This window comes from Bradyrhizobium sp. 14AA (assembly GCF_054185205.1).
This window is the reverse complement of sequence record NZ_JAVAYM010000021.1, coordinates 83,509-98,994: the sequence shown is the minus strand read 5'-3', so window position 1 is coordinate 98,994 and position 15,486 is coordinate 83,509. Positions and strand designations below refer to the sequence as shown.

Sequence of the window (15,486 nt, the reverse complement as noted above, 5' to 3'; positions counted from 1 at the left end):
AACCGTCCGGACCACGCGAATGACGGCCCTGCCCGTCCCCGTCTCACAGGAAGCCGGTCGAAATCCACGGGATCGCGGCAACCACGAGCGTGCCGATCAGCAAGGCCACGATGTACCCGACGATGGGCTTGATGCCCTCGTCGGGACTGATGCGGCTGATGGCGCAGGCTGCATAGTATCCGACGCCGAATGGCGGGGCGAACAGGCCGATGCCCATGGCGAGAACGACGATCATCGCATAGTGCACCTCATGGACGCCGACCTGGCGGGCGATCGGAAACAGCAATGGCCCGAACAGCACGATGGCCGGAATGCCTTCGAGGACGCTGCCCAGGATGACGAATGCGAGGATCGTCACGCCGAGGAAGACCGGCGTTCCGCCCGGCAGCGCGGTCATGAACTTTGCGAGCGAAGCCGAGAAACCCGATTGGGTCAGGGCCCACGCCATCCCCGTCGCGGCACCGATGATCAGCAGGATCGCACCGGAGAGCGACGCGGTCTCCACCAGCATCGGATAAAGGCGACGCCAGGAGAACTGACGATAGATCAGGAGCCCCGTAAGCGCCGCGTAGACGATGCCGATGGTCGACACCTCGGTCGCCGTCGCGACGCCCTCGACCACCGCGGCGCGAATGACGAAGGGCAGAGCCATCGCCGGGATTGCAATGACGAAGGCGCGGCCGATCTGGCGCCCGGTCGCACGCTTCACATGTGACAGGTCCTCGCCGCGGTAGCGCCACCAGACCACGGAGCAGAGCCCGATCGCCAGCACGATGCCGGGCAGCAGGCCGCCGGTGAACAGCGCCGCGATCGACACCCCCGTCACCGAGCCGATTGTGATCAGCACCAACGATGGCGGGATGGTCTCGGTCTGGGCTCCGGTTGCCGCGAGAAGAGCAACGAGATCGCCGGGCTTGGCGCCTCGCTTGGTCATCTCGGGAAACAAGACAGGCGCCACCGCCGCCATGTCCGCCGCCTTCGAGCCCGAGATGCCCGATACGAGATACATGGCGCCGACCAGCACATAATGCAGACCGCCGCGCACATGTCCGAGCAGGCTGGCGAGAAAGCCCACCATGGCGCGCGCCATGCCGGTCATTTCGATCAGCAGGCCGAGGAACACGAAGAGAGGCACCGCCAGCAGGATCAGATGGCTCATGCCTTCGTCCATGCGGCCGATGATGACCACATCGGGCGTGCCCGTCGTCAGTGTCAGATAGCCGACGGTGGCAAGACCAAAGGCGAACGCGATAGGCACCGCCGCCAGCACCATGGCGCCAACGATGACCACGAAGAAGATGAGCAGGTTCAGATTGCCAAGCGGCTTGAGCACCGGCGCAAGGAGCACCAGCGCGGCGATGATGCCCGCGACGAGGACCACCGCGGTCAGCAGACTCCGCAAATCCGCGATGCGGACGAGCCGCAGAACCGCAGCAACCAGCATCAATCCGATCCCGACAGGCAACGCAGCTGCACGCCAGCTATTGACGATCCCAAGCGCCGGCGTCGTGACGAACACCTCGTCGGCCGCGAACTCGTAAGCCGGGTGGATGACCAGCAGGAGAAATGCCAGTGACGCCGCGGCGGCAACAACATCCAGAAGCGCACGCGCATCGGCGCGAAGCATGCCGATGATCGCCGTCATCCGCATGTGCTCGCCGCGCTGGAACGCGATCACGGATCCCAGCATGGCGAGCCACAGGAACAGGATGCCGGCGAGCTCGTCAGCCCAGATGATCGGAGCGTGAAATACGTACCTGCCGACGATGCCGGCCGACAACACGACGATCTCGGCCAGCACCAGGAGTGCCGCCGGGATCGCAACCACATGACCGAGCACCTTGTTGGCCTTGGCGGCCCACAGGCGCACACCTGATTGAGGTGCCGGGACTGCGGCACCTGCGTCGATGTTGGGCGTATGGTTGATCGCGGTCATGACAGCTTGCCCGCAGCTTTCTCGAGTTGCGACCAGGCCTCCTCCCCGAACTTGCCCTTCCAGTCGGCATAGAAGCTCGTCTTCGCCAGCGCCTGCCGGAACGCACCACGATCGACCTCGATGAACTGCATGCCCTTGGCCGTCAGATCCGAGCGCAGCGTGTCGCTGAGCTTGGCGATGTCAGCCCGCTCATCTGCCGCCGAGCGGTCGAACTCGCGCGTCACGATCTCCTGTACGTCCTTGGGCAACTTCTCGAACGCGCGCTTGTTGCCGAGGATCCAGTAATTGTCCCACACGTGCCCTGTCAGGGAGCAGGTCTTCTGCACCTCGTAGAGCCGGGCCGTCGCGATGATCGGCAGCGGATTCTCCTGCCCGTCAACCACCTTGGTCTGCAAGGCAGAATAGACTTCGTTGAAATTGATCGGGGCAGGTCCTGCGCCGAGCGCTTGGAACAGCGAGGTCAGATTGGGCGCGGCCGGCACGCGGAGCTTGAAATTCTTGAGGTCCTCGGGCGTCCTGATCTCGCGGCCGGACGACGTGACGTGGCGGAACCCGTTATCCCAGGCGCGCGACACCGTCATGATCGGCGTCTTTGCGATCTGCGCGCGAATATAGGCGCCAAGCTCGCCGTCCATGGCCTTCCAGACGGCGTCATAGCTCGTGAAGAGAAAGCCGAGGTTGACGATACCCGCCGCCGGAACCAGCGTCGCGAGGATCAGTGACGACAGGTTGAAGAACTCGACGCCGCCGTTGCGCACCTGGGTCAGGAGGTCGGTATCGGAGCCGAGCTGATTGGCCGGAAACAAATTGATCTCCAGCCGGCCATTCGTGGCCTCGCGAATGCGGTCGGCAGCTTCCCTGGCGCGGACATTGACCGGATGTGTCGGGTCCTGTCCCGTCGCGAGCTTGAAGGTGAATTCCGCAGCCGATGCGGGACGCGAGAGAATGCCGCACAGCGGCACGGCGGCGCCGGCCATGAGCAATCTGCGACGGCTGAAGGTGATTGGCTTCCGCTGGGTCATCGTTTCCTCCTGTTGAGTATGGATGGATCTGCAGCGACGGCCTTCGCCGCCGCGTGTCGCCGCTGGCCGGCTCTCGATGCGCCGGCATTGGACAGCAGCTCTCGTTCTCCGCAGCAAAGCTGCGAAGCAAGGTTGGTCCGGTCGGTCGTGAACGGTGGCTGCGTCCGCCGTTAGCGCAGCCAATCCTTGATCTGCCGCGTCACTTCCGCAGTCGAGATGCCGTAGCGGTCGTGCAGCGTCGGAAGCGCCCCGGCGGCAAGAAACTCGTCCGGAAGCGCAATCTGCCGGAACGCCGGATGGACGCCCGAACGCATCAACAGCGCCGCCACCGCTTCGCCGAGGCCGCCGATCACGGTATGGTTTTCGGCAACAACGACGAGACGACCGGACTTGCCCGCTTCGCGCAGGATCGCCTCGGCATCGAGCGGCTTGATCGTCGGCACGTGCAGGACGCCTACGCTGACGCGGTCGTCCGTGAGCGCCTGGGCCGCCTCCAGCGCGCGCATGGTCATGATGCCCGAGGAGATGATCAAGACGTCGCTGCCGTCGCGCAATAGCGCGGCCTTGCCGAGCTCGAAACGGTAGTTGTATTCGTCGAGCACCAGCGGCACCTGGCCGCGCAACAGGCGCATGTAAACCGGTCCGCGATGCGCGGCGATGGCTGGCACGATCTGCTCGATCTCGTGCGCATCGCAGGGGTCGATCACCGTCATGTTGGGCATCGCGCGGAACAGCGCGAGATCCTCGGCGGCCTGGTGGCTCGGCCCATAGCCCGAGGTCAGGCCGGGCAGCGCGCAGACGATCTTCACGTTGCGGTCTTCTTCGGCGATGGTCTGGTGGATGAAGTCATAGGCGCGGCGCGAGGCGAACACCGCATAGGTGGTCGCGAACGGCATGAAGCCTTCGGCGGCGAGGCCCGAAGCCGCGCCGAACAGCAGCTGCTCGGCCATGCCCATCTGATAGTATCGGTCGGGAAAGGCCTGCGCGAAGATGTGCAGATCAGTGTATTTGCCGAGATCGGCGGTCATGCCGACGACGTCCTCGCGGCTGCGGGCCAGCTCGACGAGCGCGTGGCCGAAGGGCGCCGGCTTGGTGCGCTGCCCCTCCGCCGCGATCGAGGCGATCATGGCCGAGGTGGTCAGCCGCGGCTTTCCGGAAGCTGTCGATCCCGCGGACTTCATGGCTGGTCTCCCGTGTTCAGTGCGGACAGGGCGAGCTGCCATTCGTGCGGCTCGACGCGAATGAAGTGGTTCTTCTCACGCTGCTCGAGGAAGGGAACGCCCTTGCCCATCAGCGTGTCGGCGACAATGATGCGGGGCTTTGGCTCGGCATGCGCCATGGCGGCATCGAAGGCCCCCACGACAGCGTCGAGATCGTTGCCGTCGACCCGCTGCACGAACCAGCCGAACGCCTCGAGCTTGTCGACCAGCGGCTCGAACCCGAGCATCTGCTTCGAGGGGCCGTCGGCTTGCTGATTGTTGACGTCGACGATCGCGATCAGATTGTCGAGCTTGTGGTGGGCCGCCGACATGATGGCCTCCCATTTGGAGCCCTCGTCCAGTTCGCCATCCGAGAACAGCGTGAAGATGCGCGACGTCGACTTCTTGCGCTTCAACCCGAGCGCCATGCCGACGGCAATGCCAAGGCCGAGGCCCAGCGAGCCGCCGGACATCTCCATGCCCGGCGTATAGGACGCCATACCGGACATCGGCAGGCGGCTCTCGTCGAAGCCGTATGTTTCGAGCTCGGTCTCGGGAATGATCCCGGCCTCGATCAGGGCCGCATAGAGCGCGATCGCATAGTGTCCGTTCGAGAGCAGGAAGCGGTCGCGGCCTTCCCAGGCGGGATCTTCGGCGCGAAAACGCATCGCGTGGAAATAGGCCACCGCCAGCACATCGGCGATGTCGAGCGCCTGCGCGATGTAGCCCTGGCCCTGGACTTCGCCCATCAGCAGGGCGTTGCGGCGGATGTTGCGAGCGCGCTGCGCGAGCGTCGGCGCGTTTGCGAGTGTCGGTGTTGCCATGATCGTTCTCCCCTCCTCGGTTCAGTGGATCAGCATGCCGCCGTTCACGTCGATGACCGCACCGGTCACGTAGGCCGAGAGGTCGGAGGCGAGGAAGGTGTAGATGCCGGCGACATCAGCGGCCTCGCCAAGCCGGCCGAGCGGAATGCCCTCGAGGATCTTGACCCTCATCTCGTCGGTGAGCTTGCCGGCGGTGATGTCGGTGCCGATCAGGCCCGGCGTCACGCAGTTGACGCGGATGCCGTCCGGCCCGAACTCGCGGGCCATCGCCTTGGCGAGCCCGAGCACGCCGGCCTTTGCCGCCGAATAATGCGGTCCGCCGAAGATGCCGCCGCCACGCTGTGCCGAGACCGACGACATGCACGCGATCGATCCGCTCTTGCGCTTCTGCATGTGCGGGATCACCGCCTGGGACAGGAACAGGATGCCCTTGAGGTTGACGTCCTGGATGCGATCCCAATCCTCGGGCTTGATGTCGAGAAGCTTCACGGGCTGGGTCACGCCCGCGTTGTTGATGAGGATGTCGATCTGCCCGAACTTCGCGATGACCTCCTCGACCGCCTTGAAGCAGGCATCCCTGTCCGCGACGTTGCAGGCGACCCCGAGATGCGACTCGCCGGAACTCGACTCGAGGCTGCGTGCTGCGGCTTCCGCGGCCGGGCCGTCGATGTCCAGAATGGCGACCCGGGCGCCTTCGGCCGCAAAGCGGCGGGCGGTTGCAAGTCCAATGCCCCGCGGAGAGGCCGCACCGGTAATGATTGCAGTCTTGCCGCGTAGCAGCATTCGCTCCTCCCTGGTTGGCTGTTGCCGAAGCGCCCGAAGGCGCCGCTTTTCTTGACCCGATTGATTATTCCGCGCCTGGTTTTCCCACAAACGCGCTGTTGTCTTGGACGGGTGAATTTGGTTCACTTGTCCGATGTTGCTGTCCAGCATTCCGATCTCTTCCATCCGCGCCTTCGAGGCGGCCGCACGCACCGGTTCCTTCCGGGATGCGGCGAACGAGCTTCATCTCACCCCGAGCGCCGTCAGCCACGCCATTCGCAAGCTCGAAAGCGCGATGAGCACGGTGCTGTTCGAACGTAGCGCCCGTGCGGTCCGCCTGACGCCGGCGGGCGAGAACCTGATGCGTCATGCCGGCGCCGCTTTCGACAATTTGCGCCGTGGTATCGAAGAGGTCGCGGGCCGGGGTCCGCGATTGCTGAGGGTGCATTGCGCGCCAAGCTTTGCCGCACAGTGGCTCGCCCCGCGCCTCGCCCGGTTCATGGCCGCCGAGCCCCAGCTCGAGGTCCGGCTTGCCGCCAACACCGAATATGCCCGGTTCAGCAACGACGACTTCGACATCGACATCGTGTACGGCCAGCCCAGGGCCGAGGGCGTCGAGGTCATTCCGCTCGGCGAAGAGACCGTGACACCGCTTTGCACGCCCGAACTCGCCAGGAAAATCCGCAAGCCGAAGGATCTGCTCGACCAGGTGCTGATCCGCTCCGACGTGAAACAGGTGCAGTGGCATCAATGGTTCACGGCAAACGGCCTCGAAGCGCCGGCCATTCATGGCATGCGCTTCGATCGCAGCTTCCTGGCGATCGCGATGGCCTCGAGCGGCCTCGGCGTGACGCTGGAATCGACGCGGCTCGCCGAGCGCGAGATCGCAACAAAGCGGCTGGTTGCGCCGCTCGCCGGACGTTCCGTCGACGTCCGGTATGTCGGCCATCATCTGGTGTTTCCCCGCGCAGGCCAGCAGCGCCGGGCCATCCGCGCCTTTGCCGAGTGGCTCAGGCGTGAGCTCGCGGCCTGAGATAGACCTGCGATAGACCGGACCGGATCCTACTCTGCGGCCTGCCGGCCGTACGCTGCATTCGCTGTCGCGGCATCTTGATCGACAAGAGCTGCACCGGGAGGCAGCCCCCGCCCTTTCACCAGGGCGAAGATCGCGGGGATCACGACCAGCGTCAGCAGCGTCGATGACATCATCCCGCCGATCATCGGCACGGCGATGCGCTGCATGATCTCCGAACCCGTGCCGGTGCTCCACATGATGGGCAGCAGGCCGGCCATGATGGCGACCACCGTCATCATCTTGGGACGGACGCGCTCGACTGCACCTTCCATGATGGCGTCGTGGACGTCTCCGCGCGTGAGGGCCCTGCCCTCCGCGTCGCGCTTCGCCTTCATCCCGGCCAGCGCGTGATCGAGATAGATCAGCATCACGACGCCGGTCTCGGCGGCGACGCCGGCAAGCGCGATGAATCCGACCGCGACGGCGACGGACAGGTTGAAGCCGAGCCACCACATCATCCAGATGCCGCCGACCAGCGCGAACGGCAGCGACAACATGACGATGAGGGTCTCGGTGATGGCCCTGAAGTTCAGGTACAGCAGCAGGAAGATGATCGTCAGCGTCACGGGAACCACGATCTTCAGCCGGGCCGCGGCGCGCTGCAGATATTCGTACTGGCCGCTCCAGACCACGTAGTAGCCGGGCGGGAATTGAATGCTGTCCGTCACCGCGCGTTGCGCGTCGGTGACGTAGCTGCCGATGTCGCGATCGCGGATGTCGACATAGACGTAGGTCGCAAGCTGGCCGTTCTCCGTTCGGATCGACGTCGGCCCGCGCGCCGGCTCGACGCTGGCGACCTCGCCGAGCGGCACGGCGCCGCCCGAAGGCATCGGCACCAGGATGTCGCTGGCGATCGCCTTGGGATTGTCTCTGAGATCGCGCGGATAGCGCATGTTCACCGTGAAGCGCTGCCGGCCCTCCACGGTCGTGGTGACGGTCTGGCCGCCGAGTGCCGCCGCAATGGTATCCTGCACGTCCTGGATCAGGATGCCGTAGCGGGCGAGCGCCTCGCGATCGGGGACGATCTCCATATAGTACCCGCCGATGCCGCGCTCGGCATAGGCCGACGAGGTGCCCGGAACGGCCTTGATCACGCGCTCGACTTGCTTTGCAAGCCGGTCGATCTCGACGAGATCAGTGCCCATGACCTTGACGCCGACAGGCGTGCGGATGCCGGTCGACAGCATGTCGATCCGCGCCTTGATCGGCATGGTCCAGGCGTTGGAGACGCCCGGGAATTGCAGCGCCTTGTCCATTTCCGCGATCAGGCCGTCGACAGTCATACCGGGGCGCCACTGCTCCTTCGGCTTCAAATTGACCACCGTCTCGAACATCTCGGTCGGTGCCGGATCCGTCGCCGTCGCCGCCCGTCCTGCCTTGCCGTAGACCGAGGCGACCTCCGGGAAAGACTTGATGATCCGGTCCTGCATCTGCATCAGCTCGGCCGCCTTGGTAACCGAGATGCCCGGCAATGTCGTCGGCATGTAGAGCAGCGCGCCCTCGTTCAGCGTCGGCATGAACTCGGTGCCGAGCTGGCGGGCCGGCCAGATCGTCACGGCGAGCACGGCAACGGATGCGAGAATAACGAGCGTCTTGGCGCGGAGCACGCCCCTGATGACCGGCCGGTAGATCCAGATCAGGAAGCGGTTGATGATATTCTTGTTTTCCGGGACGATCCTGCCGCGGACGAAGATCACCATCAGCGCGGGCACCAGCGTCACGGACAGCAGGGCCGCGGCGGCCATCGAGAAGGTCTTGGTGAACGCCAGCGGGCTGAACAGCCGCCCTTCCTGCGATTCCAACGTGAAAATCGGCATGAACGACACCGTGATGATCAGCAGGCTGAAGAACAGCGCGGGGCCAACCTCCGCGGCCGCGTCAATCAGCATCTGCACGCGCGACTGATCGGGCCTTGCCCGTTCGAGATGCTTGTGCGCGTTCTCGATCATGACGATGGCAGCATCCACCATGGCGCCGATCGCAATGGCGATGCCGCCGAGGCTCATGATGTTGGAGCCCAGCCCCAGCAGCTTCATGGCGCCGAACGCCATCAGCACGCCGACCGGCAGCATCAGGATCGCGACCAGCGCGCTGCGGACGTGCAGCAGGAACACGATGCAGACGAGCGCGACGACGATGCTCTCTTCGAACAAGGTATGCTTGAGCGTGTCGATGGCGGCATAGATCAGGCTCGAGCGGTCATAGACCGGCACGATCTCGACCGATTTCGGCAGGCTGCTCGCGATCTCCCTGAAGCGCTTCTTGACGTTCTCGATGACGTCGAGCGCGTTGACGCCGAAGCGCTGCAGCACGATGCCGCTCGCGACCTCGCCCTCGCCGTTCAGCTCCGCGATGCCCCGCCGTTCATCGGGCCCGAGCTCGACGTTGGCGACGTCGCGCAACAACACCGGCGTGCCGTTGCTGGTCTTCAGGACGATGTTGCCGAGATCGTTGATGCTCTTGATGTAGCCCTTGCCGCGGATGACGTACTCGAACTCGGCGAGCTCGACGGTGCGCCCGCCGACGTCGGCGTTGCTGGCGCGGATGGCGTCGCGGATCTTCTGCATGCTGACGCCGCGATCGCGCATCCGCTGCGGGTCGAGGACCACGTTGTACTGCTTGACGAAGCCGCCGATGCCGGCGACCTCAGCAACGCCTTCGGCCTTGGCCAGTGCGAATTTCAGATTCCAGTCCTGGATCGTGCGGGTGTCGGCCAGGTTCAATTCCCTGGACATGACGGCATACTGGTAGACCCAGCCGACGCCGGTCGCGTCGGGCCCGATGGTCGGCGTGACGCCGGCGGGAAGCCGCGACGTCGCGCCATTGAGGAATTCCAGGACGCGCGAGCGCGCCCAGTAGATGTCGGTGCCGTCCTCGAAGATGACGTAGACGAACGACACGCCGAAGAAGGAGAAGCCGCGCACCACCTTGGACCTCGGCACCGTCAGCATCGCCGTGGTCAGGGGATAGGTGACCTGGTCCTCGATCACCTGCGGCGCCTGGCCGGAATACTCGGTGTAGACGATGACCTGGGTGTCCGAGAGGTCGGGGATCGCGTCGAGCGGCAGGTGAACCAGCGCGTAGAGTCCGGCCGCGGCCGCAAAGCCGGTGCCGAACAGCACCAGCAGCAGGTTGCGGGCCGACCAGGCGATGATGCGGGCAATCATTTGTGCTCTCCCGTCGCATGGCCCGCATCTGACGCTGGCGGTGCGGCCTCGGCAAAGCCCTTGAGCGCCGCTTTCAAATTGCTTTCCGCGTCGATCAGGAAATTGGCCGAGGTGACCACCGCCTCGCCGTCAGCAAGTCCGTCCCGCACCTCGATGTAGCCGCCGCCACGACGGCCGAGCTTCACCTCCCGCGGCTCGAAGCGCCCTTCTCCCTTGTCGACGAGGACGGCCTGCCGGCTCCCGGTGTCGAGCACCGAACTGTCGGGCACCGCCAGAATGGGTGCGGCATCGGCGGTGTCGACGTCGGCGTCGACATACATGTCCGGCAGCAGCACCGCATCGGGATTGGCAAGCTCGACCCGGACGCGCACGGTGCGCGTGTCGCGATTCACCTGGGGATAGACGATGGCGATCTTTCCGGCGAAGGTTCGGCCGGGAAAACTGCGCGCGCGGACTGCCACGGGTTGCCCCACCGCGATGGTGCCGAGATCGCGTTCGGCGACGTCGACCAGCGCCCACACCACCGAGGTATCGGCAATCCGGAACAGCACGTCGCCGGGATTGGCGCGCATGCCTTCGATCGCGTTGCGCTCGAGCACGATGCCGTCGCGCGGTGCCGACCAGTGCACGGTGACGGGCGCGGTGCGCGTCCTCTCCATCTCCGCGATGACCTGCTCGGGAACATCGAGATTGACCAGCCGTTGGCGCGAGCCGCGGCCGTAGATCTCGACGCCGCCGACCGTCCTGGAGGTGATCGTTGCGAGATATTCCGCCGCGGCGGAGGCGACCGCCGAACTGTAGATCTCCATCAACGGCTGGCCTGCCTTCACGCGCGTGCCGGTGGTGACGTCGGCGACCTTCTGGACAAAGCTTTCGGCGCGCATCGCGATCACCGACACGCGGCGCTCGTCGAGCTGGATCGTGCCGGGTGCCTTGACCGCGACGCGGAGCGCGCGGCGCGCGACGGGCTCGGATTTCACGCCGCTGCGCTGAATCTTCCCCGGCGACAGCTTCACCGTGCCGTCGTCGGTGTCGTCGCCTTCGTAGACGGGGACATAGTTCATCCCCATCGGATCCTTCTTCGGCACCGGCGAGGTGTCGGGCAGGCCCATGGGATTGCGGTAGTAGAGGATTTTTCGCGACGCGACCGCCTGCGGCTGCGGCGGCTTCGCAGGCTTGGAGGCCACTTGGTCGTCTTCATAGACCGGCAGATAGTCGCGGCCGCGATCGTCCTTCTTCGGGCTCGCGGACCAGAGCGGCGCGCCGCTCGGGTCGCGGTAGTAGAGCGCAGCTCGGTCCGCGGCGGTCGCAACCGAAATCATCTCGGCATGAGCAGACCAGCGCTCGTTGAAGGTCCAATAGGTGCCCAGAGCAAGGCCTCCGCCCAGAGCGAAGATCGTCATCAGACGCAGCGTGTTCATGGCGTGATCCCGCGCGCTCAGGGCGCGCGTCCGTATGAATGGGAAAGAGAAGTCCGGGCGCCGTCCGGTGGCGCCCGGAGGCTCATTTCATCGCCTTGACGATGACCTTGCCGGTGACTGTCTCGGGCTCGCCCTGCACCTTCGCGGACAGGGTCACCTGGTAGCGGCCGGCCATCGGCAGGTCCGTCCTGAAGGCGTAGACGCCCGGCTCACTGGACGGCAGCGGCGCCACTGCCGACTCCATCTCGGCCATGCCGTCCGGCGCCATATCGACGCGGGTCTTGAAGATGACGGCGTCCACCACCGGCTTGCCGGTCTGCTTGTTGGTCAGGCGAACGGCGAGCGTGACGTCGTCGCCCTTCTTCATTTCGGGATTGACGGGCTCGAAGGCGTAGTCGCCGCCGGCCGCCATCGCGGCGGAAGCGGCAAGCGAAAGGGTGGCGGCCAGTGCCGCGGTGCTGAATCTGGAAAGCATTGTCCTGTCCTCATGATCTGATCTCGGCCGTGGCGCCATGCGCGCGCACGTCAGTCGTTGTCGCGCGCAGCGTGCTGCGCGCGTTCGGCCGTTGCGAGATCAGGTTCGAGGAGGTCGGAAAGGCGGCCTGCCGCGGGAAAAGGAGACGACTTGATCGGCGGGAATGGCGATCTTGCTTGCGGCGACGACGAGAAACGCGACGGCCATGGGCCTGACGTCGCCAAGCGCGATGGTGCCGCCGACGCAGCAGAAGCCCATCCCGCATTTGTAGCCAGCAGGTTGGGCGCCCGTTCCCTTCATGTCGGGACAACAATCGTCCATCGACATATCGGTCTCGCCGCCCATCTGCATGGTCGCCTGCATGTCGTCCGACGACATGGTGAGGCCAGTTGCGGACGCGCCAACCGGCAGCATCGCCAGGGATATGGCGATCGCAAATGCCAGGATGGTACGGACGAACCGCATCTCTATCGACTTACCTTTCGGGCCGGAACGTTGCCTGAATAGCATACTCCCGCGCCAGAGGCATTCCTTGATCCCGGTCAAGCATTCGTGAGCGAGGCTCTGCGCCGGGCTCTGGCACACCCGCACTGATCGATCAGATCTTCGGGATCTTCGCCCGGTCCACCACGCCGGTCCATTTGGTGATCTCGGTCTCGATCAGCGACTTCATCTCCGCCGGCGAGCTGCCGCGGACTTCGCCGCCGACGGCGGTCTCCAGCCGCTGCTTGATTTCGGGGTCCCGGAGCGCCTCGAGGGTCGCTGCATTGAGCGCGGCCATGATGGCGGGCGGCGTTCCCTTGGGGGCGAGCAGACCCGCCCAGGTGCGCACGTCGTATCCCTTGATGCCGGCCTCCTGGACGGTCGGGACATCGGGCAGCAACGCGGTTCGCGTCGGCGAGGTCACCGCCAGGCCGCGGATCGCACCGCTCTGGATCTGCGAGGCGAGCAGCACGGGCGTGCCGACGATGACCGGCACCTCGCCGCCGAGCAGCGCGGTGACGGACTGCGCATCGCCGCGATACGGCACATGCACGATCTCGACGCCGGCGGTCGCGTTCAGCAACTCTCCTGCGAGGTGATGCGTGCTGCCGAAACCGACCGATCCGAAGCTGAGCGCGCCGGGCTTCTGCTTCGCGATCGTGATGAGCTCGCCCAGCGACTTTGCGGGAGAGTCGCTCCGCACGGCGATGACGAGCGCGTAGTAGACCAGCGTCGAGATCATCTCGAAACTCTCGGCCGGCTGGTAGGCGAGGCTCTTGTAGGTCGCCGCCGAAATCGCATGCGCGCCGGTGACGAGACCGAGCGTGTAGCCGTCGGGCGCCGCTTTCGCGATCGCATCCGCCGCGATGTTGCCGCCGGCGCCCGGCTTGGCCTCGACGATGATCGGCTGCCCGAGCTTCTTCGAGAGCCCGTCGGCGATGATGCGCGACAGCGTGTCGGCGGCGCCGCCGGCGGCAAATCCGTGCAGCAGGCGGATCGGGCGCGACGGATAAGTGTCGGCCGACACAGGGGTGGTTGCGAGACACATGCCCAGCAGAAAAATGGCCGCAGCAAGCCGCTTCATCCGACGCATGGATGCTTTCTCCCTTTTGATTGTTCTATCGTTGGCCGCGCGTGCGGCGATCTTCCGTTCGAACTCAGATGCGCTAACGCGAAAACTCCGTGCATTCCGGCGACGGCGGCATGCCCCAGACGTCGCGCGGCAGCCCGACCCAGACCTTCGGGCGCTGCGGACGATCGCGGTGCCAGGGACGCGGCTCGAAATAGCCGAGCGCCTCATCGGTCATGCGGTCGAGATCGCAAAACAGCTCGACCAGATGGCCGTCGGGATTGCGATGATAGATCGCGGTGTTGTGCCCGGGGCCGTGACGCACCGGGCCCCAGAGCACGGGCAGCTTGTGCCGCGCGAGATGATCGCACGCTTGATGCATGTGCGTGGGGCCGCGCAGCTCGAACGCGACATGGTGAATGCCGCGCACGGGCGCGCGCGCAAAATTCAGCGTGTGATGTTCATAGCCGCTGCGCATGAAGACGAAGCGGTCCTCGATCCAGTCGGAGACGCGCAGGCCCATGAACTTGGCATAAAACTCCGACGCAGCGTGCGGATCGGGCGTGCGCAGGGCGACATGGCCGAGCTTGGTGACGGCGAGCGCGCCGATCCGCTCCTGCGCGGGCGTCGGCGTCCAGTCCTGGATCAGCTCGAAGCGAGTCCCCTCGGGATCGCTGAAGGACAGCAGCCTGGAAACGCCCGGCAGGGGATCGCTCTGCAACTCGGGCCGCAGATCCGCCTGCTTCAGCGCGGCGCCCAGCGCCTCGATCTGAACGTCAGGCGATATCTCGAAGGCGATGCTCTTGATCGCTGCGTCGCCGGGTTCGATCACCAGCGAGAGCTGCTCGGAATCGTTGGCGAGAAACAGGCGATCTCCGTCGCGGCCGACGAGGCCGAGACCGATCACGCCGCGATAGTAGTCGAGCAATCGCTCCGGGTCGGGCGAGGTGAAGGTCGCGTGCCGCAGCCGGGTGAAGCGTGCAATGGGTGCTTGTGTCATGGTGCGGTCCACCCCCTCATGGCGTCATGATGATCTTGCCGAGCGCGGAGCCCTGCTCGAGCAGCGTATGGGCTTTCCCGACCTCGTCGAGCTTCAGGACCGCCGAGATCGCCGGCTTGATCGCATTGCGACCCAACGCATCGATCACGCTGCGCATCAGGGCACGGCGTCCGTCGCGATCGTGGTCGTAGATGTGGAAGGAGAAGCAGCGGATCGCCGGACAGATGTCGAGATGATTACGCATCGCCGCCATCAGATTCTCTTCCGGCAATCCGGCAAAGGCGTTGTAGGACAGCAGCGTCCCCCATTTGCCGAGCGCGCCGAGATAGGCGGTGAACTCGGGCCCGCAGACGTGGTCGAGCACGAGGCCGACGCCCTCGCCCTTCGTCAGTTCGCGCGTCCGTGCCACCACATCCTCGCTGCGGTAGAAGATGACGTGGTCGGCGCCGTTGCTTCGTGCGAACGCGGCCTTCTCTTCGGTCGAGACCGTGCCGATCACGGTCATCCCGGCGAGTTTTGCCAGCTGCACCAGCGCGGTGCCGACGCCACCGGCCGCGCCAATGACCAGCACGCTCGCGGGTGCGCGCGGATGGCGGCATTCGTGCAGCAGCGCGTAGGCCACCTGGTAGTTCGACAGGCACACGGCCGCTTGCAGATCGACATTGTCGGGCAGCGTATGAATGGCATCCGCCGGCGCGACCACATAATCGGCGTAACAGCCGCCGCGCTGGGACAGATCGCGCGCGCTCAGCAGCACCTTCTGGCCGACGGCAAAGCCCTCGACGCCGGACCCGAGCGCGGAAATGCGCCCCGCAACGTCGTTGCCGGGATTGGCCGGCAGCGGCGGCATCCATTTGTAGACGCCGCGCCGGATCAGCACGTCGGGCTGACCGACCCCGAACGCCTCGGCCCGGATCTGCACCTGGACGGGTCCGGGCGCAGGCACCGGAAGCTCGACCAATTCGAGTGCATCCGGCCCACCCGGCTGACGCACCAGCACCGCCCTCATGTTTTCACTCGCCTCCCAATCCATATTTTCGAAAATCATACCGT

General features: G+C 65.5%; 13 protein-coding genes. 1 reads left to right on the top strand and 12 read right to left on the bottom strand.

Features of this window, described 5'->3' with window-relative positions; translation table 11 throughout:
• Positions 1–43 precede the first annotated feature (43 nt).
• The 5 genes from RAD15_RS31090 to RAD15_RS31070 form a co-directional block, all read right to left on the bottom strand.
• A complete protein-coding gene (locus RAD15_RS31090) occupies positions 44–1,936 on the bottom strand; it encodes a TRAP transporter large permease (protein ID WP_458182152.1) in 1,893 nt (630 codons plus the stop codon).
• Complete coding sequence (locus tag RAD15_RS31085) at positions 1,933–2,958, bottom strand: TRAP transporter substrate-binding protein (RefSeq protein WP_458182151.1); 1,026 nt, start codon at positions 2,956–2,958, stop codon at positions 1,933–1,935. The genes RAD15_RS31090 and RAD15_RS31085 overlap by 4 nt, the downstream gene beginning before the upstream one ends.
• A 170-nt stretch (positions 2,959–3,128) precedes the next feature.
• Entirely contained in the window at positions 3,129–4,139 is a 1,011-nt protein-coding gene (locus tag RAD15_RS31080) for a transketolase family protein (protein WP_458182149.1), read from the bottom strand.
• The gene (locus RAD15_RS31075; protein WP_458182148.1) at positions 4,136–4,981 is read right to left on the bottom strand and encodes a transketolase; all 846 of its coding nucleotides are present in this window, start codon (positions 4,979–4,981) and stop codon (positions 4,136–4,138) included. The genes RAD15_RS31080 and RAD15_RS31075 overlap by 4 nt, the downstream gene beginning before the upstream one ends.
• A 21-nt stretch (positions 4,982–5,002) precedes the next feature.
• Positions 5,003–5,764 (bottom strand): SDR family NAD(P)-dependent oxidoreductase, encoded by a 762-nt coding sequence (locus tag RAD15_RS31070; RefSeq protein WP_458182147.1) that lies wholly within the window; start codon positions 5,762–5,764, stop codon positions 5,003–5,005.
• A gap of 136 nt (positions 5,765–5,900) precedes the next feature.
• Between RAD15_RS31070 and RAD15_RS31065 the strand changes: the two genes are divergently transcribed.
• The gene (locus RAD15_RS31065; RefSeq protein ID WP_458182246.1) at positions 5,901–6,776 is read left to right on the top strand and encodes a LysR substrate-binding domain-containing protein; all 876 of its coding nucleotides are present in this window, start codon (positions 5,901–5,903) and stop codon (positions 6,774–6,776) included.
• A gap of 29 nt (positions 6,777–6,805) precedes the next feature.
• Here the strand turns inward: RAD15_RS31065 and RAD15_RS31060 are convergent, their stop codons facing one another.
• The 7 genes from RAD15_RS31060 to RAD15_RS31030 all read right to left on the bottom strand — a co-directional run bounded on the left by RAD15_RS31060 (position 6,806) and on the right by RAD15_RS31030 (position 15,442).
• Complete coding sequence (locus tag RAD15_RS31060) at positions 6,806–9,985, bottom strand: efflux RND transporter permease subunit (RefSeq protein WP_458182145.1); 3,180 nt, start codon at positions 9,983–9,985, stop codon at positions 6,806–6,808.
• Positions 9,982–11,406, bottom strand: a complete 1,425-nt coding sequence (locus RAD15_RS31055) for an efflux RND transporter periplasmic adaptor subunit (protein ID WP_458182144.1) — start codon at positions 11,404–11,406, stop codon at positions 9,982–9,984. Before RAD15_RS31055 ends, RAD15_RS31060 begins: the two co-directional genes overlap by 4 nt.
• Positions 11,407–11,488: 82 nt before the next feature.
• Complete coding sequence (locus RAD15_RS31050; RefSeq protein ID WP_458182143.1) at positions 11,489–11,881, bottom strand: FixH family protein; 393 nt, start codon at positions 11,879–11,881, stop codon at positions 11,489–11,491.
• Positions 11,882–11,980: 99 nt separating this feature from the next.
• Complete coding sequence (locus RAD15_RS31045; protein WP_458182245.1) at positions 11,981–12,346, bottom strand: hypothetical protein; 366 nt, start codon at positions 12,344–12,346, stop codon at positions 11,981–11,983.
• A 133-nt stretch (positions 12,347–12,479) separates the two neighbouring features.
• Positions 12,480–13,457 (bottom strand): tripartite tricarboxylate transporter substrate binding protein, encoded by a 978-nt coding sequence (locus RAD15_RS31040; RefSeq protein ID WP_458182142.1) that lies wholly within the window; start codon positions 13,455–13,457, stop codon positions 12,480–12,482.
• Between the two features lie 73 nt (positions 13,458–13,530).
• Complete coding sequence (locus tag RAD15_RS31035) at positions 13,531–14,433, bottom strand: VOC family protein (protein ID WP_458182140.1); 903 nt, start codon at positions 14,431–14,433, stop codon at positions 13,531–13,533.
• 16 nt (positions 14,434–14,449) lie between these two features.
• Complete coding sequence (locus RAD15_RS31030; protein ID WP_458182139.1) at positions 14,450–15,442, bottom strand: zinc-dependent alcohol dehydrogenase family protein; 993 nt, start codon at positions 15,440–15,442, stop codon at positions 14,450–14,452.
• Between the last annotated feature and the right edge of the window lie 44 nt (positions 15,443–15,486).